Origin of the sequence: Parasynechococcus sp., assembly GCF_042954325.1 — a bacterium.
Taxonomy (GTDB): domain Bacteria; phylum Cyanobacteriota; class Cyanobacteriia; order PCC-6307; family Cyanobiaceae; genus Parasynechococcus.
On the sequence record NZ_JBGKDS010000044.1, the window covers coordinates 1 to 21613 of the forward strand.

Sequence of the window (21613 nt, forward strand, 5' to 3'; positions counted from 1 at the left end):
CAAAGAGGCTTGCAATTTCCGAGACCGCTGGGATCGCTTCACGGACAACAACATCCTGGTGTTCGGCATCAGCAAGGACAACGCGGCCTCCCATACCCGCTTCATCGACAAGCAGGAGCTTCCCTTCACGCTGCTGACGGATGAGGAACCCTGTCCTGTCGCCGCCAGTTACGACAGCTACGGGCTGAAGAAATTCATGGGGCGCGAATACATGGGAATGATGCGTCACACCTTCGTGATCGCCGCCGACGGAACGATCGAACGCATTTACACCAAGGTGAAATCGGCCACCATGGCCGACGATCTGCTGAAGGATCTCGGGCTGGATTGAGTCAACGTCTCAGGGTCTGGAAACCAGACCCTTGAGCACCAGATCGGGGTCGTGCCGAAAGGGAATGGCCTGGTGCTGGAGCCCCTGGGCCAACACCGGGGCATCACCACCGCTGATCCACAGCAGCGCACCGGTCTCCTCAAAAGCCTGGCGGACGACTCCCACCAGAGCAGCCGCGACGCCCTGTTGCATTGCCGCGGCTGTCTCCGACGGAAAGCGGTCGAGACAAGATGCCTCAGCCCCATGGACCGTGGGCAGAGCCACGGTGCCTTGGCCCATCGCGGTGAGCTGCAGCTGCAGTCCCGGCACCAACTGCCCACCAACGAATTGGCCGGAGCCGTTCACAAGGGTGAGGCTCAACACCGTGCCTGCATCCGCGACGAGAACGCCTCGATCGCAGATGCATCCCATCGTTGTGCTCAGCCGCCAGGCCGCCACAGCGGCGAGCGCCCGATCGATCCCCAGCCATGGAGGGGCGTCCGCCAAGGCCACATCCGCCAGGGTGAGACGTCGATGGGGAGCACCGATCAGCTGCGGAGGCACAGCCCCGACCGCAGCCCACAGCAGAGGGGAGCCCGCGAGTCGCTCGGGTTGAGGCGCCGTGTGATCCATCTGCCACACGTCTCCGTCCCGTTCAGCCCAATGCCAGCGGGTGTTGCCGATCAGCAACGCCCGAGTGAACGCCATCACCCTCAGATGCCCTCACCCAGCATCCCTTCGCCGGATGCCTGGGGCACATGGATCCCACACTCCTGCTTCAGACCACCGAACCGGGTGCTGCGGCCGCTGAGTTCAGCACCATCAGGGCCGCTCGAATGCCAGTCGCCAACGGTGGAATACCCCTGCTCGAACAGGGGATGCTGGGGCAGATCGTGCTCCTGCATGTAATAGAAGACGTCGCGCGGAGTCCAGGTGAGCAATGGACGCAGGGACCAACGGTCCCGAATCGGATCCAGCCAAGTCATGCTCCGGCGATGCTCGGTCTGGCCGCGACGCACACCACTGGCCCAGCACTCCACCTCAAGCTCGGCGAGCATCCGTTCCAGGGGCTCAACCTTGCGGATCTGGAGGTACACCTCAAGATCCCTGACCTCCCCGGTTTCCCAAAGGCGGCCATGCAAGGCCTCCATCCGCGCGGGCGACATGGAGCTCTGGGCCACCACCAGATGGATGTTCAGCCGCTGCTGAAGCGTTTCGGCGTATTGATACGTCTCAGGGGGCAGATAACCCGTATCCACCCAGATCACAGGCACGGACGTCCCGTCGGGGAGCTCGGACAGCATGTGCAGCAGCACTGAGGACTGAATCCCGAAGCTGGTGGTCAGGGCAAAGCGATCACCAAAACGCTCCACAGCCCAGGCCAGGCGCTGCTGGGGTGACAGCCCATCCAAATCAGTCCGAGCCCCCCGAAGCTCGTCAGCTGACAGCGTGTTCTCCGGCACTGAACCAGTCGTTACGGCCGTGCCAACCATTCCACCTGGCGTCCCTGTCATTCCCCCATCTTCCCCTGTCGCCATCCCCAACAACGTTCCTAAGGTTTCAGAAATGGAAACAAGTTGGATGACGAGTGCCCCAGCGTCGACCGAGGCCACGGTCGTCATCGGTGGCGGTTTTGGTGGCATGAGTGCCATCCAGACCCTGAGGCATCGCCATCCGGAGATCCCTGTGGTGCTGATCGAACCAAGGCAGCGCTTCATCTTCCAACCCCTGCTCTATGAACTTCTCAGCGGTGAACTTCAACCGTGGGAAGTCACACCGGATCTCAATCAGCTCACCGCATCGCTGGGCGTCAGCTGGTTGCGCGACAGCGTCGTCAGCATCGACACCCGCCAGCGATCCCTCACCCTGGCCTCGGGGCGTTCACTGACCTGGCGGCAGCTGCTCATCACCGCAGGGTCACAGCCGAATGACTACGGCACCCCCGGGGTCCGTGAGCACAGCCTCAGCTTCCGCGACGACGACGACGTTCAGCGGCTCCGCCAACGGATCGCCACGCTGAAGAAACGCAGCTTGGACTCGGCTCTGGTGATCGTCGGCGCCGGCGCGACCGGAGTGGAACTGGCCTGCAAACTCGCCGACCTGCTGGACGGTGCTGCGGCCCTGCATCTGATCGAAATGGGCAGCAGCATTCTTCCCAACAGCACAGCCTTCAACCGGGAGCAGGCGAGCGTCGCCCTCGAGCGACGCAACATCACGGTGCATCTCAACACGGCCGTGACCGCCGTTGAAGCGGAACGGGTGCTGCTGAAACCGGGCACGGCCATTCGCCATCAAGGACTGATCTGGACCGCTGGAAGCCAAGCGGTTTCCATTCCGATCCTCCCCGCCCCTGCCCACCATCGAGGCCGTCTCAACATCGAGGCCACCCTGCGCATGGAGGGCCAAGAGGCCGTCTTCGCGATCGGCGACATCAGTGGCTGCCCCGATGCCAATTGGCCGGCCACCGCTCAGGTGGCCATGCAACAGGGCGCAGCGGTAGCGGAAGCCCTCGCGGCCCAACGCCGCGGCAGTCCGTTGCAGCCGTTTGAATTTATGGATCGCGGCGAAATGCTGAGCCTTGGCGTTGGCGACGCGTCCTTGACGGGTCTGGGCATGACCCTGGCGGGACCGATCGCGTTCCAGATCCGCCGCGCCACCTATCTCACCCGCCTGCCGGGGGCCTCCCTGGGCCTCCGGTCTGCCGGAGCCTGGCTGCTGGGACGTTGAAACAAGCACACCTCGGCGGACGCACCCGCGGGCTTCGACCGGGACAACTCCGCCAGCTTGAACGTCTCAGTCACCGGCGCCATCCGGAACGCTGTGGGGCCGACCTCCTCACCTTGGAACGCCTGGCGGACCTGAGCCTCGACCTCAAGGACAACCTCCACCTGGTTCTGGACGGCCGGGGGATTTGCCGCCTGCTCTGGATCGGCCCACTCACCAGTTCCGCGGGATTACTCGAGCACTTGCCCCAGGCCCCCCGCCGTCAGGCCGGTGGCTGGCGCCTGATCAGCTGCCCAATCGGTCGGCAACGGCTTCAGCCCGACCCCCACGCGGCGGTTGTTGCGCTCGACCTCAATCCCACGAGCTGGTTGCGCCTCTCCCAGAGCCGCTCCGCCGACGGCCAGCGTCCATCCGTCTTGCTGCTTCCGGATCGAAGCCAAGCCATTGGCTGGCACTGTGCCGCCGAAGCCGATCTCCGCGACCTCTGCGAGCTCGAGATCGAGGGCCTGAGCTCGGCACAACCGGCTCCACCGGTGGAGCCATCCGGTGAAGAACGGGTGCTGCTGCTCACGCTCAGCGAAGAGGCCAACCCACAGGGGGATCGGGAGCTCGCGGAACTGGAAGGTCTTGTGCGCAGCGCCGGGGCCCGCCCCGTGGCGGTGGTCCGCCAGCGACCTGGCCTGAAGAATCCCCAAACCCTCTGGGGGACAGGAAAGCTCGAAGAAGCGGCGGTCGAAGCCCGCCGCAACCATGCCTCGCTGGTGATCACCGATCGCGAACTCACCCCCGTGCAGGCCCGCAACCTCGAACGGCTGCTGGATTGCCCGGTCATGGACCGCAGCGAACTGATTCTGGATATTTTCGCGCAGCGGGCCGGCAGCGCCGCCGGACGTCTGCAGGTGGAGCTCGCGCAGCTGCGTTACCGCCTGCCACGGTTGCTCGGCCGCGGTCGCAGCCTGTCGCGACAGGGTGGCGGCATCGGCACCCGGGGCCCCGGCGAAACCCAACTGGAGAAGGATCGCCGCGCCATTGCCCGTCGCATCGATCGTCTGATGCAGGACCTCAAGCAATTGCGGGAGCACCGTCAACGCCTCCGCGATCGTCGTGAAAACCTGGCCCGCGTCGCCTTGGTCGGCTACACCAATGCCGGCAAATCCAGCCTGATGAATGCGCTCTGCGGGCGGCGTCCCAGCGATCGGGTCGTGGCGGAAGACAAGTTGTTCGCCACCTTGGATCCGACCACACGCCGTCTGGAATTTCCCCGTGAAGGCGCAGCACCCAACACCCTGTTGATCACCGATACGGTCGGATTCATCCGTGCCTTGCCGGATCCGTTGGTGGAAGCCTTCAGAGCCACCCTGGAAGAAACCCTGGCGGCGGACATCCTTTTATTGGTTGTTGATCTCGGGGATCCGGACTGGTCAGCCCATCTGGCGACCGTGCACGCCCTGTTGGATTCACTCGACAGCACAGCCCTGCGTCGGGTGGTGGCCAATCAGATCGACCGCTGCCCCCTCGAAGCCGTGGAAACGATCCGCCAGCAGGAGCCCGATACCCTCTTCCTTTCGGCCGTCCGAGGCGATGGTTTGCGGGGACTCCGCGACTGGCTGGATGGCCAGATCTGGCAGAACGGGCAGAATCAAGCGCTCGTGTGACCGCGCACCCGCCTGAATGGTCGAGTTGATCAGCGCGATTCAGGACCCGATGGCCCAGGTCACCCTTGGGGTGCTTGTGCTGGCGGTTGTTCTGTTCATCAGCGGTGTGATCGCACCGGAACTCACCGGTCTGCTGAGCGTCGGCCTGCTGATGGCCACCGGCGTACTCCGCCCCGATGAAGCCCTGATCGGTTTTGGCAGCCCAGCCCTCATCACCCTGCTCGGGCTCTTCCCGGTGTCGGCCGCTCTGTTCAAAAGCGGAGCCCTCGATCGCCTGCGGGGTCTGATTGCCTCGGAACGCATCCGCACACCAAGGCGCTTGATCGCCCTGATGGCGTTCGTGATCGCTCCCGTGTCTGGGGTCGTGCCCAACACCCCAGTGGTGGCCTCTCTGCTCCCCGTGGTCGAAACCTGGTGCCATCGCCGGGGCATCTCCCCCTCCCGCGTGCTGCTGCCGCTGTCGTTTTCAACGGTGCTCGGGGGAACACTCACGCTGCTGGGCAGCTCGGTGAACCTGCTGGTGAGCGACATCAGCCAGCAGCTCTACAACGCACCGTTCGAGCTGTTCACCTTCACCCTGATCAGCATTCCGATCTGGCTGGCCGGGGCGCTGTATCTGATCTTGGCCCCCGCGGCCCTGCTCCCGGATCGCCGGGACGACAGCGGCGAGAGCGCCCTCAACCTGGAGCGCAGCAGCTATTGCACCGAAGTCACGATTCCCAATGATTCGGAACTCGTGGGCCGCTCACTTCTGCACAGCCGACTGCAGCGCCGATTCGACGTCGACGTGCTCGAAATCCAGCGCGGCCGTGAACGGCTGTTCCCGCCCCTGGCCGATCGACGGCTCCAGGCGGGTGATCGGCTGCTGCTGCGCGTCACCCGTCAGGACCTGCTCCGCCTCCAGCAGGACCACACCATTCAGCTCACCACGCAAGACAGCAGCCATCCGATCACGCCCGACCAGAGCACGGTGAGTGGCCAAAAGACCGTGGAAGTGCTGCTCCCCGCCGGGTCGACCCTGGCCGGGGCGAGCTTGCGGGAACTGCGCTTCCGCCAACGCCACAACGCCACCGTGCTCGCGCTGCGCCGCGGCCAGGACACCGTTCAAGAACGCCTGGGGCAAGTGGTTCTACGGGAAGGAGATGTGCTGCTGCTGCAGGCACCGCTCGATTCCATCCGCGGCCTGCAATCCAGCAATGATCTGCTGGTCCTCGACCGCCTGGAGGATGACCTGCCCACCGTGCGACGCAAGCCCGTGGCGGTCGGCATCGCCATCACCATGCTGGTGCTGCCCACCGTCACCACCATGCCGCTTGTGGCCTCGGTGTTGCTGGCCACGGTGGCCGTGGTGGCGACGGGATGCCTGCGCCTCGGGGAACTGCAGCGGTCGATCCGACTTGACGTGATCCTGTTGCTGGGATCTCTGACCAGTTTCAGTGTGGCTCTTCAACGGACCGGCCTGGCCGATGGCCTGGCCAGCGCACTGCAGCACTGGTTGGTCGGCTGGCCGGCCTATGGCTCACTGGTGGTGGTCTTCATCGGCACAACCCTGCTGACCCAGGTGATCAGCAATGCCGCCTCGGTGGCCCTGCTGGCCCCGGTGGCCGCCCAGCTGGCCCCAAGCCTCGGATTGGAACCGATGGCCCTCTTAATCACCGTGCTGTTCGGGGCCAGTCAGTCCTTCCTGACCCCCGTCGGCTACCAGACCAACCTGATGGTGTTCGGCCCCGGTCGATACCGTTTTCTCGATGTCACCCGTTACGGCGCCGGCCTGACGCTGATGATGACGCTCCTGGTTCCAGCATTGATTCTCTGGCGTTACGGCCAGTCCTGATCAACACTGGTCGAATTCGCCACTCCACACCCACAGGTTCTTGCCGATCCGTCAGGCACTGGAAGGTCATCAAAGCTGGCATCGCCGCTTGACCGTTCCTCAATTCACGGTCGTGACAGGTCTTCTGGTCATCCTGATCGGAACCCTGCTGCTGGCGACTCCCCTGTGTTCCCGCGACAGCGTCGGACTCTGGGAGGCCCTGTTCACGGCCACCTCGGCCATCACGGTGACCGGGCTGTCGATCATCGACATCGGTGAGGACCTGACCGGTTTCGGCCAGGTGGTGCTCGCGGGAATGATCCTGGCGGGCGGTCTGGGCCTGATGGCCATCACCACCTTTCTCCAGGGTTTTGTGGTGCGTGGCACCGGCCTGCGCCGGCGGCTGGACCGTGGCCAGACCCTCGATGAATTCGGTGTGGGTGGTGTGGGATCCACCTTCCGTGGCATCGCCCTAACCGCTGCGGTGGTGATTCTGGTTGGGGCCGGCATCCTCTACAGCTTCGGCTTCACGGATATCAGCGATCCAGGGGAACGGCTTTGGGCCGCCGTCTTTCACAGCATTTCCGCTTACAACAACGCCGGCTTCGGGCTCTGGTCCGACAGCCTCGAGCGCTACCAGGCCAACCTGACGGTGAATGGCGTGGTGATGGTGCTGATCGTCATGGGGGGCCTTGGCTGGAGGGTCACCAGTGACCTCGCCAGCCAAGGCTTCCGTTGGCCCCAGCGCAGACGACGACGGCTGAGCCTGCACACCCGGCTGGTGCTGCGCACCAGTGCCCTGCTGATCTGTTTCGGCGCCGTCGGCCTGGCGATCACCGAATGGCTCAACCACGGCGTGCTCTTCCTCGATATGAGTTGGCCCCGGCGGCTGATGACGGCGCTGTTCGAATCCGTGACGGCCCGCACTGCAGGCTTCACCACCGTTCCGTTGTCGGTCACCAACATCACCGAATCCGGCACCCTGCTGCTGATGACGCTGATGTTCATCGGTGCCAGTCCTGGGGGGACCGGCGGCGGCATCAAAACAACCACGGTTGCCGCGCTGATGGCCGCCACCCGTTCCACCCTGCGCGGCCGAGATTGCATCGTGATCCGGAACCGGGAAATCTCCGACAAGGTGGTGTTACGGGCGCTGGGGATCACCGTTGCCTCGCTGCTCTTCGTGCTGGCGATGGCCCTGCTGCTGAGCATGGCCAGCAACCTGAACGGCAAGGACGACTTCACCTTTCTGGAGATGCTGTTCACCTGCATCTCCGCCTTCGCCACCGTCGGGCTTGACCTTGGCGTCACGGCGGAACTGGGGCGATTCGGCCAGCTCGTTCTGCTGGTGGGCATGTTCGTTGGCCGTCTCGGTGTCTGGCTGCTCCTCAGTGCGATCTGGGAAATGATGATCTGGAACCAACGGCACATTCACCGTCAGAATCAGGTCGGTTACCCGCGCGAAGACCTCTATGTATGAGCGCAGCCAGCGAGGAGTCGCCCGATGAGTGACTGGTGGCAGTGGGGCCCACAACGGGGCAGCGAACGACTCGGCTTCGCGATCATCGGGGTGGGGCGCTTTGGCATCGCCGTCTGCCGGGAGCTTCTTCAGAACGGCGCTGACGTTCTGGCTGTGGACCGGGAAGCCAAGGCCATTGATGAATTACGCCAGGTGGAGCCCACCGTCGAAGCACGGGTGGTGGATTGCACGGATGAGGAATCGCTCCGGGAAGCCGGCGTCCTGGATATGGGAACCGTGGTGGTGGCGATGAGTGAGCCGATCGAAGCCAGCATCACCGCGACCTTGATCGCCAAGGACAGTGAAGGCACACGGGTGCAGCAGGTGATTGCCCGCGCCACCAGCGACCTGCACGAAAAGATGCTGAAGCGGGTCGGTGCCGACAAGGTGATCTTTCCCTCTCGAATGCAGGGGGAGCGCCTGGGTCTGGAGCTGGTGCGACCCAACTTGATGGAACGGCTGGCCCTCGATGATCAGCACTGCATCGATGAGATCAAGGTGCCGGAGATGTTCGTGGGCCGTTCCCTGCGGGATTTGAATCTGCGCAAGAACTTTCGGGTGAATGTGTTGGCCGCCGGGCCCTCCAAGACCCTGACCGTGAACCCCCCCGCGTCGCACGTCCTCGAGGAGGGGCATCTGCTGGTGGTGATGGGCCTGATCGACGACCTCCAGCGACTCCCCAAAGTCTGATTGGATGCGCTGTCTCGGATTGATGAGCGGCACCAGCGCCGACGGCGTCGATGCGGTGCTGGTTGACTTCGATGGCCCCTGCCCACGGCCGCGTTGGCGGTTGATCCACCACCACCACCATCCCTACCCCGCCGACCTCCGCGAACGGGTGATCGCAGCAGGCCAGGGCCATGCCATGGCGGCGGCGGACTGGCTCCAGCTTGGGGACGCCATCACCGAAGCCCAGGCCACCGCCGCGATCGGCTGTGACCCGGAGGGAAGCGCCGCCCTCGTGGGCTGTCACGGCCAAACGGTCTGGCATCGCCCCCCCGAAGGAGAGCGACGCGGCGCCAGTTGGCAAATGCTGCATGGACCGCTGCTGGCCGAACGGTTGCGGCGCCCGGTGGTCCACGACTTTCGCGCCGCTGATCTGGCCTTAGGTGGCCAGGGTGCACCGCTGGTCCCCGCCGCCGATGCCGCCCTGCTTGGGGGGATTGGCGGCTGGCGGGCCCTGCTCAATCTCGGCGGGATCGCCAACATCACCCTGATCCCCCCAGCGGTCGGCCCCGACCGCCACGCCGCCGTGCAGGGGTGGGACTGCGGCCCCGCCAACAGCCTGATTGATCTGGCCATGGCTGCATTCAGCAACGGTGAATGCTGCGTGGATCGCGACGGAGCCTTGGCCGCGGCCGGAGTCTGCGATGAAGCGCTGATTGAACAGTGGCTGCAGGAGAGTTATTTGCTCCGGGATCCGCCAAAATCCACCGGGCGGGAACTGTTCGGCCGCGCAGATCTCAACCGCCGACTGGCGGCCATGGGAGCACGGTCTCAACCGGATGTGATCGCCACCCTGACGGGGTTCACCGCAGCGTTGGTGGCCCAGGACCTCGATCGCCTCCAGCAACGCGCAGGGATTCGGCCCCTGGAACTGATCGTGGCTGGCGGTGGGCAGCACAACCTCACCCTGATGCAGGGCCTGCGCCGTCGCTGCCATGGTGTGGCGCTGCGCAACAGCGATGCACTGGACATTCCCGCCGAAGCCAGGGAGGCGTTGGTGTTTGCACTGCTGGCCTGGTGGCACCAGCGCCGGCATCCGGGCAATGCACCGGCCATCACCGGCGCCAGCCGGCCTGCCGTCCTCGGCGTGATGGCCCAGCCCAGTAGAGGTGTGGCGGCTCAGCCCGGGCGATAGAGCTTGAGCCGACGGGGGGCGCCGCGCAGACGGCGGGGCTGCTCCCGTTCAAAGTTGGGGCGGTAGCGCTCTTCCGCCCGAGGCATCGGCCTGCGATCGCAGTCCTCATGGCGTTCAACGCCCTGTTGAATCAGCACGCGGGCCATGTTGCTGACCGTGCGGGATTCCTGCTCCGCAAGCGCCGACAGCCGAGCACAAAGGTCTTCGGGGAGCACCACCTGAATCCGCGGTGACTTCGGCTTCCCACTGGATGAAGTTTGACGGGTGGGCACGACCCGACTCCGCGATGGGAACAGCTACTTAAAAGTGTACAGAGATGGTCAAGGATAGTATCCATGACTATGGTGGGGGCATCGGTCCTCCTCGGAGCGCCCCATGAGTCAGTCCGCTTCCCAGGCCAAAGGTGCCGATTCCCGGCGCAATCCGCCCCGCCGGTCCTCGGTGCAACGCCGCAGTCCCAAGCGGTCGCCCGACAACAGCGACGTTCTGGTCTCGGCTGTGATCAGCACCTATCTGCTGACGCACCTTCACCACGTGCTGCAACGGGCTGAATTCGGCGCCGTTCAAGACGGACGCCAGTCCCAGGCCGCGAATTACGCCCAGCTGCGCAAAGTGCTCTGCCTCGACGCCCGGAGCATGGACCAAGCGTCAGCCCTCGGGCAGCGCGATGACACATTCGATCAAGCGGCCTGACGCATTCGGCCAGCTGACATAGCTTGACTCCAACAGCATGCAAGAGATGGCCAGCAACGCCGCCGAGCTGTACACCCGGATCAGCAGCAACTCGGAACAGACTCAGGCGCTGTTTCGCCAGGCCTTACAAGACCCATCAGGCGCCATGCAGAGCATCTGCGCCATCGGCGACAGCCTCGGACTTCCGGTCACCGCTGAGGATGTCAAAGCTCACCTGAGCAGTCTCGATGACAGCGAGACCAACCAATGGTTGATCAAGGCCCGGGGTGGACTTTGATCGCGCGGCTTCTTGTTGCTCGCGTCGCTCATAGCCACCGCCTCCTGCCCAGCTAAAAAACAGCCAATAACTCACCAACGCCAGTCCCGCCGCGACCACCAACGCTGCCAGCTGCTCGAGTTTCAGCATCGACGGGATCGCATCACGGAACCTCAGTCTGCAGGGCTCCTTCCCCAAGGGAACAGTCGACAGGGATGATGGGGCTTCCTGCCCTGCACCGGTGCTGCGACTCGAGCGCGTCAGCAAGATCTATCCAACCGGTGAGGTCCTGCGCGATGTCACCTGGGAGGTGAAACCAGGCGATCGCATTGGCCTGGTGGGCGTCAACGGTGCCGGCAAGTCCACCCAGTTGCGGCTGATTGCCGGCCAGGAAGAGCCCACCAGTGGCCAGGTGGTCCGCCAGGGCGATCCACGGATTGCCTATCTGCAACAGGAATTCGACGTCGACCCCCAACGCAGCGTGCGGGAGGAGTTGTTCCAGGCCTTCGGCGAAGCTGCCGCCGTCCTGAACGAACAGCGCGCGGTGGAGGAGGCCATGGGTTCGGAGCAAGCCGCGGCCGATCCCGACCATCTCGACAGGTTGATCCAGGACCTCGGACGCCTGCAGAGCCGCTTCGAGGCCCTACACGGCTACGAACTGGACGCCCGCATCGACAAACTGCTGCCCACCATCGGCTTTACCCCGGACGGGGCCGAACGCAAGGTCAGCGACTATTCCGGCGGCTGGCAGATGCGCATTGCCCTCGGCAAGATCCTGCTGCAGGACCCCGATCTCCTCCTGCTCGACGAACCGACCAACCATCTGGATGTGGAAACGATCCAGTGGCTGGAGGGCTATCTGCTGGAGCAGACCGCAGCCCTGGTGGTGATCAGTCACGACCGCACCTTTCTCGATCGCGTCTGCAACCAGATCGTCTCCACAGAACGGGGGATCTCCCGCAGCTACCTGGGCAATTACACCGCCCATCTCGAACAGAAGGCGATGGAACGGGAAGCCACCCAGGCCGCCTTTGAACGTCAGCAGAAAGACATCGCGACGCAGCAGGCCTACATCGACCGGTTCCGGGCCAGTGCCACCCGCAGCACCCAGGCCAAGAGCCGTGAGAAACAGCTGGACAAGGTCGAACGCGTCGAAGCACCGATCGAAACCGTCTCCGGCCCCAGCTTCCGCTTCCCTCCGGCCCCGCGATCGGGCGCCCAGGTGGCGCTGTTTGAGAACCTCACCCACAGCTACGGCGACAAGATTCTGTTTCTTGGCGCCGAATTAGAGGTGGAGCGCGGCGACCGGATCGCCTTCGTAGGCCCCAATGGAGCCGGCAAATCCACCTTGCTGCGCCTCGTCATGGGCAGCGAGCAACCCGATGAAGGCACGGCACGCCTCGGCGACCACAACGTTCTGGCCGGGTACTTCGAGCAGAACCAAGCCGAAGCCCTGGACCTGAGCAAGACCGTGATCGACACGATGTACGAGGCGGTCCCGGACTGGACCCAAACCCAAGTGCGGTCGCTGCTCGGAAGCTTCTGCTTCAGCAACGACACGGTGTTCAAGGAGGTGGGCAAACTCAGCGGCGGTGAAAAGGCACGGCTGGCCCTGGCCTTGATGCTGCTGACCCCATGCAACCTGTTGGTGCTGGATGAGCCCACCAATCACCTGGACATCCCCGCCAAGCAGATGCTGGAAGATGCTCTGCGCGAGTACGAGGGAGCCGCGCTGCTGGTCTCCCACGATCGCTATTTCATCTCCCGCGTCGCCAATCGGATCGTGGAACTCCGCGACGGCGAATTGGTGCTCTATCGAGGGGATTACGCCTATTACCTCGAAAAAAAGGACGAGGAAAGGGCTGCCGCTTCAGAACGCGATTTGGCTGCGGCCAAGGACGCGAAACGCAAGGCCAACCGAGAGAAACAGAAGGCGCGGGATGCACGACGCAAAAAGGCCGCCTGATTTGGACTTTGCCCCATCAAACGAGAAACTTCACATCCGCTTAGGCAGGAAAACTCAATTCCCTTTACCCATCGAAAACGTGTGCATAAGCTGACAAAACCGATCCAGAGATCCCCCGCACATGACCTCCCATTTCAGTTCCAGTGGCCCTAACGGGCACACCAGCGAGCAGCAAGAACAAACATGGGACGCGGTGGAAACCTATTTCGAGTGCATCACCACCTGCTCCCTGGATGACGGTGAATGCATCACCCGCTGCGTGGAGCAGCTCAAGGATTCAGACGAGTGATCCCCGCGGAGCTCAGGACTGGACCAGCGCCGTCACATCCACAGGCGTGACGGACAGGGTCAACTGACGCTCCCCGCGTCGGACAGTCATCTGCAAGGGCTCTCCGACGCCGTGCCGTTCCACGGCACTGACCACAGCAGCGGGCGACTGCATCGCCGCACCGTTGATGGCGAGGATGACGTCATCAACACGAACTCCGGCCCGCTGCGCTGGCCCCAAACGCTGCACCGAACGAACCACGGCGCCGGAACGGGGCGCTGAACCGGGTGCAGCAGCAGGCACAGGCGACAGGCTGATGCCCACCATCGGATGACTGGCGCGGCCACGGCTGACAAGCTGCGCGGCAATCGATCGGGCGCGGTTGATCGGAATCGCGAATCCCAGGCCGGCCCCGGGGCCGGACCGCACCAGGGTGTTGATCCCCACCACCTCGCCATCGGCATTAAGCAAGGGTCCACCGGAATTGCCAGGGTTGATGGCGGCATCGGTCTGAATCAGATCAAGACGTTTCCCTGAAATCCCCAGCTGGGAAACATTGCGGTTGAGATTGCTGATGATCCCCAGGGTGACCGTGCGCTCCAATCCATACGGATTGCCCACGGCAATCGCCCAATCCCCCACCTGCAAACGGTCCGAATCGCCGAGATCGGCCGTTGGCCATGGGCCTGGATCGCTGAGCCGCACCACCGCCAAATCAGTGAGGGCATCCTTTCCGATCACGCGTCCTTGCACCCGTCGACCATCGGAGAGACCAACGCTGAGTTGATCCGCGCCCTCAACCACGTGGGCATTGGTCAGAACCAGCCCATCCGAGGAGAACAGCACCCCGCTGCCCTGGCCACGCTGCACCCTTTGACGTGGGGCCGCCCCCCTTGCATTGCCAAAAAAGTGGCGAAACAGGGGATCCATCAACAACCCCGACGGCAAACCGGAGCTCTGCACCGTTCGGGAGGTCTCAAGCGTGACCACGGCGGGACCGGTGCGGGCCACGGCGGTGGTCACAAAGGATTGACGCGACAGTGCTGCAGCGGGAGCCCCCTGGGCGAGCACCGGCTGAGGGATCAAGGCTGGAAGTGAGGCCACTCCAGCCAAAACCGCCAAGGAACCGGTCCAACCCAGACGACGGAAGATGACGTTCAGCGACACAGCGCAACGGCTGAGGACGGATCAAACCGTAGACAGCCCAAGCACTTTTGGATGCTGGCGACGGAGGGGCAAGCCATGACCAAATCCAACTGCCCCCGACGGGACGCGACAATGGAACGACGGTCGAGCTCGGCCCTCCATGCTCAGTTCCTTGTTTCCTCTCGTCTACGGCGCGATTTTTGTCGCCCTGCTGTGGCAGGCCTTTCGCGTGATGGGCAAAGGATTTCGTGCCGCCAGCGGACCGGTGGAAACGGCAGCATCCAACGATCGAACCGGGCGGGTGACCGTGCACCCAGAACTGCTGGACAGCGAGGGGCGTATCACCGAGGAAGACCTGCTGACGGTGCGATTCAGCGACGACTCCGGAGGCATGGATCCATCCCGGGGGGACGGCGCTGAATAAATTGGAGAATCAGGTGTCGCCAACCGACACCGTTTCGGAACCGTAGAGGGCTGGATCGAGTGGATCAGAGAACACGAATCGTCGCAGCAGTCATCAAGGCGGTGAAGCTCCCTCCTCGCTTTCGTCTGCGCATGGTGAAAGAGGATCCCGTCCGCCTGGAACTCAGCCTGACCCCCTCCTACGGGAAAGATCCGATCCAAGTGGGATTGGTGGAATCCCTGGACCTGGTCGCCCGCCGCGATCGGGAAGGGCGCATCCCCCGGGATCTGCAGGGCACCTGGGACTGGACCGTTCGCCATGGCCAGGTGAGCACAGGCGGCTGGAATCCCTACCTCAAGGAAGCGCTGCAAACGATGTTCGAAACCGGCCTGCCGGCCATCGTTTTCGAAGAGCTCACCGGTGAGGAATACCACCCCGTGGATGGCACGCGCCACGTGCGCTGACCCCCAAAAGATCACACAGGATCTCAATGTGTAAAAGCGTGCAAACAACAACAGCACGCCGAAGACCACTGGGTTAAAACAAAATGGTTCCGGCCTTTAAGGTTTTCTTTATGGCCAACCTTGTCGTTTCCCTCGGGCCTCTGGTTCGACTGCTGGCCGCCATTGGAGCGATCAGCAGTTTGATGCTGGTCGGCTTGCTCAACCTGGTTCATTGAGTCGGCCTCCGCTTGAGTGCCCTCCCCATTGACGTCCTGCTGCCGGAGATCCGCGCAGCGCTGACGCCAGGCAGCACAACACTTTTGCAGGCTCCACCCGGGGCCGGGAAAACCACCCGCGTCCCCCTCGCTCTGATCGGAGCGGTCGAGGGCGTCCCTCCGGCTCCAGGAGCATCCGGAAAGATCTGGATGCTGGAGCCGCGGCGGCTGGCCGCCCGAGCTGCGGCATCCCGGCTGGCCGCATCCCTCGATGAGACGGTCGGCGACCGGATTGGCTACTCCGTTCGTGGTGAATCCCGACGTTCAGCCAACACCCAGGTGGAGGTGATCACCGACGGGCTCTTCCTGCGACGGCTCCAGGCCGACCCCTCTCTCCAAGGCGTTGCTTGCGTCCTGTTTGACGAGTTCCATGAACGCCGTCGCGATGCGGACCTCGCCTTCGCCTTGATGGAGGAAGCGCGCCCGCTGCTCAATCCTGAGCTGGCGGTGATGCTGATGTCCGCCACGCTGGACCTCTCGGATCTCCGGGCACGGCTGCCGCAGGCTGCTGTCCTGGAAAGCGATGGTCGGGCGTTCCCGGTCGACACCAGCCACCAACCGCCCCGGAACGATGAATCGCTGCCGCGGCAGGTGCTGAGAGCCATCGAAGACCACGCCCTCCACCTGCCGAAGGGCAGCGGGGTTCTGGTCTTTCTGCCCGGCCTCGCCGAAATCCGCCGTTGTCAGGACGTGCTGGGCGAGAGCAGCTCACTCGCCGACTGGTCGATCCAACCGCTGCATGGCCAGATGGCTCTGGCCGACCAATCCAAGGCGTTGCAACGCTGCCGCGGGGATCAAGCCGGCAGCGTGATCCTGGCGAGCGCGATTGCCGAGAGCTCGGTCACGGTGGATGGCGTGGCCCTGGTCATCGACAGCGGCCTCAGCCGGCAGCTCCGCTACGACCCCAACACGGGAATGGAAGGGCTGGAAACAGTCCCCTCCAGCTTGGCCAGCGCTGATCAACGCCGGGGCCGCGCTGGACGCCAAGGCCCCGGCAGCTGCATCCGGCTGTGGTCCCCCGCTGAACAACAACGGCGCCCGGCCTTCAGCCCACCGGACTTGCAACTCGCTGACCCACTCCCCCTGGTGATGGAGCTCGCCCAATGGGGCGCCGGACGGGGCGAGCAACTTCCCTGGCTGGATCCGCCGTCAGCGGCGGCCTTGGCGGAGGGCCAGCAACAGCTGCAAGCCATGCAGGTGGTCACCAGCAGCGGTGGACTAACGGGTCTGGGCAAGCAGCTCAGCCGGTTGAGCGTTCACCCGCGGCTGGGGCTGCTCATGCTCGAGGCACAACACCAGGGCTGCCCGGCGCTGGGCTGTGATCTCGCAGCACTGTTGAGTGACCGGGACCCACTCGCCGGCCGGATGGCCGGTGCCGACCTGCACCATCGCCTGGATGCCTTACGGCGCGACAACCACTGTCGACAGCAGCGACAGCTGAGCCGGCAGTTACGTCAACAGCTCAAGGCACTTCAGCCATCCACAGACGCAACACCCTCCACGCCGGCATCGGCGGCTGAGCTGCTGCTCCGGGCCTTCCCCGACTGGTTAGCCCTGCAACGTGAGGGACAACCCGGCCGCTATCAGCTGCGCCAGGGGCGAGGAGCGGTGCTCCAGGCGGGCGACCCGCTGTGGGGAACGCCCGCTCTGGCGGTGGCGCGCCTGGACATGGGCCAACGGGACTGCCGCATTCAGCTGGCCCTGCCGCTCTCCGAGGCCAGCCTCGCCCGGTTGACAACCGCGGACGGCCAGTGGCGGGACAGCCTGCGCTGGGATCCGGACCAGGAACGCATTCAGGCCCGACGGCAGTTGTGCCTGGGCGAGCTGGTGCTGCGTGATGAGGCGCAACCGGCACCGTCCGGCGCCCGCTGCCGCGCCCTCCTGATCCAACAGCTGGAGCAGGACGGATCGCTGCGAGCACTGCCGTGGACCGAGCCGAGCGAGCAACTGCGCTGCCGACTGGAGCTGCTGCACCGCCGCCTGGGGGATCCCTGGCCGGAGCGCAGTGTCCCCGCGCTGCTGCAGAGCCTCGATCACTGGCTCGGGCCGAGCTTGGAGAGCTGCCAGAGCTGGAGGGATCTCGAGAGCGCAACGCTGGACGAAGCGCTCTGGACCGACCTGCCCTGGAGTCAGCGCCAGGAGCTGGATCGCCTGCTGCCCCGACGCCTCACGATCCCCAGTGGGCGACAGGCAACCTTGCAGTACAGCGACGACGCAGTGGTTCTGGCGGTGAAGCTCCAGGAGATGTTCGGCTGTCGCTCCGGGCCGACCGTGCTCAACGGCCAACTTCCCGTCACCCTGGAGCTGCTCTCACCGGCGGGGCGATCCCTGCAGAGAACCTCGGACCTGAGCGGCTTCTGGCGGGGGAGTTACAGCGATGTGCGCCGGGAAATGCGTGGTCGGTACCCCAAGCATCCCTGGCCTGAGAACCCAGCGGACGCTGTGGCAACCGCCAAGACCAAACGCTGGCTGAAGGGGACCGCTTCCTAAGCACGATCAGCGCGTTCTGACAAGTCCGACAAAAGAAGCAACATTTCTCCAAGCTTTGTTACATTGTCTCCAACGCAATCCGCGCACAACCCATGTCCGACAACACCCGCTTCGGTTTCGTCAACTTCGCTGAGACCTGGAATGGCCGCCTGGCCATGATGGGCTTCGTCATCGGCCTCGGCACTGAACTGCTGACCGGCCAGGGCATCCTCAGCCAGATCGGCCTCGGCTGATCAGCTTCACGATAAAAAGCCCCGCCTTCGGGCGGGTTTTTTTTGTGCCACACCCCATCTCAACTGCCGATGGTTCACAGTGGACTCCCGCGATGAAGGCTCCCTTGGCACCGCTCTACGTCCGCAACCGTCGAGATGGCTCCAGGTTGCTCAGCAGTGCCGTTGTGGCCTTCACCATCTCCACCACACAGCTTCAGCATGCAGGCGGCTGGTGGTTGGCTCTGATCAGCGGTGCGATCTGCATCTACTGGGGACTCGCCTATCGCCGCCTTCGTGTTGAACGCTGATCCGATCCCGACCTATTCAGTCAGCGAACTGAATGGAGCCATCGGAAGTCTTCTGGAACGGGGATTCGCACCCCGTTTTTTGCTGGATGCCAGCGTTTCCCGCCCCCAAGTGAAGAAGGGTCATCTCTGGATGACCTTGACCGATGGGGACGCCAGCATCTCCGCGGTGGTCTGGGCCTCGCGGCTGAAACAACTGAGCTTTGAACCCAAGGACGGGGACGGCGTCACGGTGGTCGGCAAGCTCAATTTCTGGGCTGCACGGGCTTCTCTCACCGTACAGGCGCTGGACATTCGGCCGAGCTTGACCACGGTGCTGCGCCTGTTTGAGCAGACCAAGGCTCGGCTGCTCGAGGAGGGGGTGATCGACCCCAGCCGCCGGCGTGCCTTACCGCGATCGCCTGGCACGCTGGCCATCCTGACCAGTGCCCCCAGTTCGGCATTAGCCGATATTTTGCGGACCTCCCAAGAGCGCTGGCCCGCCACCCGATTGCTCGTGGTCCCGATCCCGGTGCAGGGGGCGGTCGCCGATCGCATTCGAACGGTGCTGGATCATCTGGCGGCCGAGGTCGAACGTTTGGGTGTGGATGCCCTTGTGCTGGCCCGCGGCGGGGGCAGCCGTGAAGACCTCGCTGTCTTCGATGATGAAGACCTCTGCCGTGACCTGGCGACCTTTCCGGTTCCCGTCGTCACCGGGATCGGCCATGACGATGATCTGACGGTTGCCGATCTCGTCGCGGACCACCGTGCAGCAACACCAACGGCCGCGATGGTGGCGCTTCTTCCCGATCGCCATGATCAACTGCGAGATCTCCAGCAACGCCGGCAACGCTTACTGGATCACCAGCGCTGGTGGATCAGCCGAGAACAGCAACGGATGCGAGAGCGTGCGGAGCAGCTTGAACTGCACCATCCAGCCCTGGCATTGCAACGCATCCGCAGCAGCCTGCACCAAAAGCGGGTCCTCCTCGATGCCCTATCGCCAGAGCGCTGGCTCAAGCGGGGCCTCGTCATGGTGCAGGACGCCTCGGGACAAAGCGTGGACAGCAGTCGCGATCTCCAGCAGGGTGACAGGCTGACCCTGCAGTTCGCCGATGGGGCCGTCGAAGCCCTGGTCGACACCACCACTGATCAATCCAAGCCCTGATGGCCGAGCCCACCCTGAACAAACAAATCCAGGCATGGAAAAAGGCCGCTGCCGCTCTCAGCTATGAGGAGTCGCTGCAGGCCCTGGATCTGCTGTTGAGCGAATTGCAGCGCGATGCCGTTCCAATGCGCGATCTGCAACGCCATTACTTACAAGGCCAGGTCTATCTGGAACACTGCGAATCCTTGCTGGCCGCTGCCGAACAGACGGTGGTTCAACTCGATCCCGACAGTCTTCAACCGGAATCCGATGCGTAAGGCACTGCCCTGGATCTATCTGCTGCTCGCCCTGGTGGGGGCTGGACTCACCTGGCAGGCCAATCTTGCCTTCATCGCGGAAAGCAGCAGCGCCGGCTTCGAACTGCAACGCTTCATCAGCGATGCCTCCAGTAATCCAGCCTCACAGTCACTGAGTCGAGACTTACTGATCGGTGCCACTGCCGTGAGCCTATGGATGAGCGTTGAGGGGCCACGGTTGAAGATCCGCTTCTGGTGGCTGGGCATTGTGCTGAGCTTCAGCGTGGCGTTTGCCTGCGGAGCTCCATTCTTTCTGTTCCTGCGCGAGCGCCATTTGCTCGCGATGGAGGAGCAAAAGGATCAGGACTCACCATCCACGTCCTGAGCCGTGACATCAATGGTGCATTCGCTGGCCGGGACACCTGGATTGCGCGCGGCGGCCTGAGCATTCGCCGAGCTCTCAGCAAAGGGGGTTCCACAGACGGTGCACTGCGGACTCGCCGCCATCGACACCGCGCCACAGGCCGCACAGGTGCGGGTTCGGGATTGCAGCACTTTCCAGCCAATCCAGCCCAGGCCAGTCAGGACCAAAGGAATGGCGACCACCGCCAACATCAACCCACCGATCAGATCGAGCAACACCCGACCGGCGGCCGTCGGCAGCAGCACCAGCAGCAAAAGGCCAAGCCAGAGCAGAGGAGACGGTCGATTCATGGTGGAGAACACCTCTGATGAAACCTGAACCGAACAATCATCTCCGGTTCACGGCGGAGATCAAGCGAAGGAACGGTTCGGATCTCCAACGCTGTGGGGCGCCAACCGGGAAGACGCTAATTCGACACTCCAGCATTGCCCGAAATAAACAATCACTCCGATCAACCACACCCACAACGACAGAAGTAAAACACCACCAATCACCCCGTAGGCCTGGTATCGACTACCCAACGAAATAATACTCAGACTCAAGACTTCATTGAGAAAGGTCAGGGCGAGTCCGATCAGAACCGACCCAGGCACCAAGGCCAACCAAGGAACACGTCGATTGGCAAGAACCCTTTGCAACAGGAAGGCCAAGAGGGTGAGCCACAACACCGGGCCCAGGAATCGACTGATGCTGAAGATCGGTGTTCGCAACAGAAAGTCCACTAAACGCGGTGCGATTTCACGCGCCGAGAGCAGTAAATCCTCCGGCAAGCGACCCAAGCTTGAAAGCAGCTGTCCAAGAATGATCAGTGACGATACAAACAAAACACTGACAAAGGCTTGAAGACGATTCTGCAGAAAACGCCAGGCCTGAATTGAGAGTGGTGGTGGTGCAACAGGTGGGGGAATGAGATCCTGCCAAAGACGATCAGACCCCCGCTGCAAGGCGAGGTAAGCATTACTCGCCGTCAACAACAACACAACAACACCCAAGATGCCGGCCCCAAACCCCTGGGCGACCAGACCTTCCAAAGTGGTGCCGACCAGTTCTACGACGGACGGCGGGAGCAAGGGTGAAACCCCGGCCAAGACATCATCAATTCCTTGGCTGGTGCCATAGATACGCGCCGCAACGGCGAGGGCGATCAACAGCAACGGGAAGATCGACTGAAGTGTGTGATAAGCGAATGCCGCACTGAGATCCACACAATCAGTGGAGGCCCAACGCTGGCAGGCCTTCCAAAGACTTACAAGAACAGTTTTAAATCGGCTGCGTTGCCGCCCCAAACTCAAACAACTGACAAAGAACAGCCTACCGCGATTAGGGATGGCAAGAGGGCACAAAAAAACCACCTCTTCGCAGAGGTGGTTTCTTCGTTCAATGGAGCAGTGCTGTCTTCAGACGGCAGCTGTTCCGTTGATGATTTGAAAATGTTTTACCTGGCACCGAGCTATTTTCTCAGGGGGC

General features: G+C 63.4%; 27 protein-coding genes. 21 read left to right on the forward strand and 6 right to left on the reverse strand.

Annotation, left to right across the window (positions count from 1 at the left end; all coding sequences use genetic code 11):
- On the forward strand, positions 1–331 hold a 331-nt coding region (locus tag ACGVKB_RS06940; RefSeq protein WP_392350538.1), incomplete at its 5' end, for a peroxiredoxin.
- A gap of 9 nt (positions 332–340) precedes the next feature.
- Here the strand turns inward: ACGVKB_RS06940 and ACGVKB_RS06945 are convergent.
- Together ACGVKB_RS06945 and ACGVKB_RS06950 are read right to left on the reverse strand one after the other, a co-directional pair.
- Positions 341–1018 (reverse strand): type III pantothenate kinase, encoded by a 678-nt coding sequence (locus ACGVKB_RS06945; protein WP_392350539.1) that lies wholly within the window; start codon positions 1016–1018, stop codon positions 341–343.
- A 5-nt stretch (positions 1019–1023) separates the two neighbouring features.
- Entirely contained in the window at positions 1024–1824 is an 801-nt protein-coding gene (locus tag ACGVKB_RS06950; RefSeq protein WP_392350540.1) for a phosphoadenylyl-sulfate reductase, read from the reverse strand.
- Between the two features lie 67 nt (positions 1825–1891).
- Here ACGVKB_RS06950 and ACGVKB_RS06955 point away from each other — a divergent pair, with 67 nt between their 5' ends.
- Genes ACGVKB_RS06955 through ACGVKB_RS06980 form a run of 6 tightly spaced genes read left to right on the forward strand, consistent with a single transcriptional unit; the run spans position 1892 to position 9882 of the window.
- Positions 1892–3037 carry an NAD(P)/FAD-dependent oxidoreductase gene (locus ACGVKB_RS06955; RefSeq protein WP_392350541.1) on the forward strand — a complete coding sequence of 382 codons (1146 nt, stop codon included), beginning with the start codon at positions 1892–1894 and terminating at the stop codon, positions 3035–3037.
- Entirely contained in the window at positions 3034–4689 is a 1656-nt protein-coding gene (gene hflX / locus ACGVKB_RS06960; RefSeq protein ID WP_392350542.1) for a GTPase HflX, read from the forward strand. The genes ACGVKB_RS06955 and hflX overlap by 4 nt, the downstream gene beginning before the upstream one ends.
- 16 nt (positions 4690–4705) lie before the next feature.
- Positions 4706–6523, forward strand: coding sequence for an SLC13 family permease (locus ACGVKB_RS06965; RefSeq protein ID WP_392350543.1), 1818 nt, complete (start codon positions 4706–4708; stop codon positions 6521–6523).
- A gap of 40 nt (positions 6524–6563) precedes the next feature.
- The gene (locus tag ACGVKB_RS06970; protein WP_392350544.1) at positions 6564–7982 is read left to right on the forward strand and encodes a TrkH family potassium uptake protein; all 1419 of its coding nucleotides are present in this window, start codon (positions 6564–6566) and stop codon (positions 7980–7982) included.
- Between the two features lie 24 nt (positions 7983–8006).
- Positions 8007–8711: a potassium channel family protein gene (locus tag ACGVKB_RS06975; protein WP_392350545.1), complete on the forward strand. Its 705-nt coding sequence runs from the start codon at positions 8007–8009 to the stop codon at positions 8709–8711.
- A gap of 4 nt (positions 8712–8715) precedes the next feature.
- On the forward strand, positions 8716–9882 hold the full coding sequence (locus ACGVKB_RS06980; protein ID WP_392350546.1) for an anhydro-N-acetylmuramic acid kinase: 1167 nt from the start codon (positions 8716–8718) through the stop codon (positions 9880–9882).
- Here ACGVKB_RS06980 and ACGVKB_RS06985 read toward each other — a convergent pair.
- Positions 9867–10154 (reverse strand): hypothetical protein, encoded by a 288-nt coding sequence (locus ACGVKB_RS06985; RefSeq protein ID WP_392350547.1) that lies wholly within the window; start codon positions 10152–10154, stop codon positions 9867–9869. The two genes, ACGVKB_RS06980 and ACGVKB_RS06985, sit on opposite strands and share 16 nt — an antisense overlap.
- Positions 10155–10257: 103 nt before the next feature.
- Between ACGVKB_RS06985 and ACGVKB_RS06990 the strand changes: the two genes are divergently transcribed.
- The 4 genes from ACGVKB_RS06990 to ACGVKB_RS07005 all read left to right on the forward strand — a co-directional run bounded on the left by ACGVKB_RS06990 (position 10258) and on the right by ACGVKB_RS07005 (position 13086).
- Positions 10258–10575, forward strand: coding sequence for a hypothetical protein (locus tag ACGVKB_RS06990; protein ID WP_392350548.1), 318 nt, complete (start codon positions 10258–10260; stop codon positions 10573–10575).
- A 46-nt stretch (positions 10576–10621) separates the two neighbouring features.
- Positions 10622–10852 carry a hypothetical protein gene (locus ACGVKB_RS06995; protein WP_392350549.1) on the forward strand — a complete coding sequence of 77 codons (231 nt, stop codon included), beginning with the start codon at positions 10622–10624 and terminating at the stop codon, positions 10850–10852.
- A 220-nt stretch (positions 10853–11072) separates the two neighbouring features.
- Positions 11073–12797 (forward strand): ABC-F family ATP-binding cassette domain-containing protein, encoded by a 1725-nt coding sequence (locus tag ACGVKB_RS07000; RefSeq protein WP_392350550.1) that lies wholly within the window; start codon positions 11073–11075, stop codon positions 12795–12797.
- 121 nt (positions 12798–12918) lie between these two features.
- On the forward strand, positions 12919–13086 hold the full coding sequence (locus ACGVKB_RS07005) for a hypothetical protein (RefSeq protein ID WP_392350551.1): 168 nt from the start codon (positions 12919–12921) through the stop codon (positions 13084–13086).
- Between the two features lie 12 nt (positions 13087–13098).
- Here ACGVKB_RS07005 and ACGVKB_RS07010 read toward each other — a convergent pair whose 3' ends face one another.
- Complete coding sequence (locus ACGVKB_RS07010; RefSeq protein WP_392350552.1) at positions 13099–14232, reverse strand: trypsin-like peptidase domain-containing protein; 1134 nt, start codon at positions 14230–14232, stop codon at positions 13099–13101.
- A gap of 139 nt (positions 14233–14371) precedes the next feature.
- Between ACGVKB_RS07010 and ACGVKB_RS07015 the strand changes: the two genes are divergently transcribed.
- From ACGVKB_RS07015 to ACGVKB_RS07055, 9 genes are all read left to right on the forward strand, one after another.
- A complete protein-coding gene (locus tag ACGVKB_RS07015; protein WP_392350553.1) occupies positions 14372–14635 on the forward strand; it encodes a DUF2973 domain-containing protein in 264 nt (87 codons plus the stop codon).
- Between the two features lie 59 nt (positions 14636–14694).
- Positions 14695–15078: a hypothetical protein gene (locus ACGVKB_RS07020; protein WP_392350554.1), complete on the forward strand. Its 384-nt coding sequence runs from the start codon at positions 14695–14697 to the stop codon at positions 15076–15078.
- 83 nt (positions 15079–15161) lie between these two features.
- Positions 15162–15293: a hypothetical protein gene (locus ACGVKB_RS07025; protein WP_392350555.1), complete on the forward strand. Its 132-nt coding sequence runs from the start codon at positions 15162–15164 to the stop codon at positions 15291–15293.
- A gap of 12 nt (positions 15294–15305) precedes the next feature.
- The gene (hrpB, locus tag ACGVKB_RS07030; RefSeq protein WP_392350556.1) at positions 15306–17822 is read left to right on the forward strand and encodes an ATP-dependent helicase HrpB; all 2517 of its coding nucleotides are present in this window, start codon (positions 15306–15308) and stop codon (positions 17820–17822) included.
- Positions 17823–17914: 92 nt separating this feature from the next.
- Positions 17915–18055 (forward strand): chlorophyll a/b-binding protein, encoded by a 141-nt coding sequence (locus tag ACGVKB_RS07035; protein ID WP_392350557.1) that lies wholly within the window; start codon positions 17915–17917, stop codon positions 18053–18055.
- A 92-nt stretch (positions 18056–18147) separates the two neighbouring features.
- On the forward strand, positions 18148–18342 hold the full coding sequence (locus ACGVKB_RS07040; RefSeq protein ID WP_392350558.1) for a hypothetical protein: 195 nt from the start codon (positions 18148–18150) through the stop codon (positions 18340–18342).
- The gene (xseA, locus tag ACGVKB_RS07045; protein WP_392350559.1) at positions 18332–19486 is read left to right on the forward strand and encodes an exodeoxyribonuclease VII large subunit; all 1155 of its coding nucleotides are present in this window, start codon (positions 18332–18334) and stop codon (positions 19484–19486) included. The genes ACGVKB_RS07040 and xseA overlap by 11 nt, the downstream gene beginning before the upstream one ends.
- Complete coding sequence (xseB, locus tag ACGVKB_RS07050) at positions 19486–19743, forward strand: exodeoxyribonuclease VII small subunit (RefSeq protein WP_392350560.1); 258 nt, start codon at positions 19486–19488, stop codon at positions 19741–19743. Before xseA ends, xseB begins: the two co-directional genes overlap by 1 nt.
- Entirely contained in the window at positions 19736–20107 is a 372-nt protein-coding gene (locus ACGVKB_RS07055; RefSeq protein ID WP_392350561.1) for a DUF2834 domain-containing protein, read from the forward strand. The genes xseB and ACGVKB_RS07055 overlap by 8 nt, the downstream gene beginning before the upstream one ends.
- Here ACGVKB_RS07055 and ACGVKB_RS07060 read toward each other — a convergent pair.
- Both ACGVKB_RS07060 and ACGVKB_RS07065 read right to left on the reverse strand, forming a co-directional pair.
- Positions 20083–20436 carry a hypothetical protein gene (locus ACGVKB_RS07060; protein WP_392350562.1) on the reverse strand — a complete coding sequence of 118 codons (354 nt, stop codon included), beginning with the start codon at positions 20434–20436 and terminating at the stop codon, positions 20083–20085. The genes ACGVKB_RS07055 and ACGVKB_RS07060 overlap by 25 nt on opposite strands.
- Positions 20437–20496: 60 nt before the next feature.
- Complete coding sequence (locus ACGVKB_RS07065) at positions 20497–21351, reverse strand: YhjD/YihY/BrkB family envelope integrity protein (protein WP_392350563.1); 855 nt, start codon at positions 21349–21351, stop codon at positions 20497–20499.
- A gap of 69 nt (positions 21352–21420) precedes the next feature.
- On the opposite strand from ACGVKB_RS07065, the gene ACGVKB_RS07070 reads away from it, so the two are divergent.
- Positions 21421–21613 (forward strand): hypothetical protein (locus ACGVKB_RS07070; protein ID WP_392350564.1); only part of this gene is annotated, 193 nt, incomplete at its 3' end.

Excerpts from the sequence above, each read along its gene's own strand:
- ACGVKB_RS06945 (WP_392350539.1), bottom strand. The coding sequence starts at position 1,018 with ATGGCGTTCACTCGGGCGTTGCTGATCGGCAACACCCGCTGGCATTGG.
- ACGVKB_RS06950 (WP_392350540.1), bottom strand. The coding sequence starts at position 1,824 with ATGACAGGGACGCCAGGTGGAATGGTTGGCACGGCCGTAACGACTGGT.
- ACGVKB_RS06955 (WP_392350541.1), top strand. The coding sequence starts at position 1,892 with ATGACGAGTGCCCCAGCGTCGACCGAGGCCACGGTCGTCATCGGTGGC.
- ACGVKB_RS06965 (WP_392350543.1), top strand. The coding sequence starts at position 4,706 with ATGGTCGAGTTGATCAGCGCGATTCAGGACCCGATGGCCCAGGTCACC.
- ACGVKB_RS06975 (WP_392350545.1), top strand. The coding sequence starts at position 8,007 with ATGAGTGACTGGTGGCAGTGGGGCCCACAACGGGGCAGCGAACGACTC.
- ACGVKB_RS06980 (WP_392350546.1), top strand. The coding sequence starts at position 8,716 with ATGCGCTGTCTCGGATTGATGAGCGGCACCAGCGCCGACGGCGTCGAT.
- ACGVKB_RS06990 (WP_392350548.1), top strand. The coding sequence starts at position 10,258 with ATGAGTCAGTCCGCTTCCCAGGCCAAAGGTGCCGATTCCCGGCGCAAT.
- ACGVKB_RS06995 (WP_392350549.1), top strand. The coding sequence starts at position 10,622 with ATGGCCAGCAACGCCGCCGAGCTGTACACCCGGATCAGCAGCAACTCG.
- ACGVKB_RS07005 (WP_392350551.1), top strand. The coding sequence starts at position 12,919 with ATGACCTCCCATTTCAGTTCCAGTGGCCCTAACGGGCACACCAGCGAG.
- ACGVKB_RS07015 (WP_392350553.1), top strand. The coding sequence starts at position 14,372 with ATGCTCAGTTCCTTGTTTCCTCTCGTCTACGGCGCGATTTTTGTCGCC.
- ACGVKB_RS07025 (WP_392350555.1), top strand. The coding sequence starts at position 15,162 with ATGGTTCCGGCCTTTAAGGTTTTCTTTATGGCCAACCTTGTCGTTTCC.
- ACGVKB_RS07035 (WP_392350557.1), top strand. The coding sequence starts at position 17,915 with ATGTCCGACAACACCCGCTTCGGTTTCGTCAACTTCGCTGAGACCTGG.
- ACGVKB_RS07040 (WP_392350558.1), top strand. The coding sequence starts at position 18,148 with ATGAAGGCTCCCTTGGCACCGCTCTACGTCCGCAACCGTCGAGATGGC.
- xseB (WP_392350560.1), top strand. The coding sequence starts at position 19,486 with ATGGCCGAGCCCACCCTGAACAAACAAATCCAGGCATGGAAAAAGGCC.
- ACGVKB_RS07055 (WP_392350561.1), top strand. The coding sequence starts at position 19,736 with ATGCGTAAGGCACTGCCCTGGATCTATCTGCTGCTCGCCCTGGTGGGG.
- ACGVKB_RS07060 (WP_392350562.1), bottom strand. The coding sequence starts at position 20,436 with ATGAATCGACCGTCTCCTCTGCTCTGGCTTGGCCTTTTGCTGCTGGTG.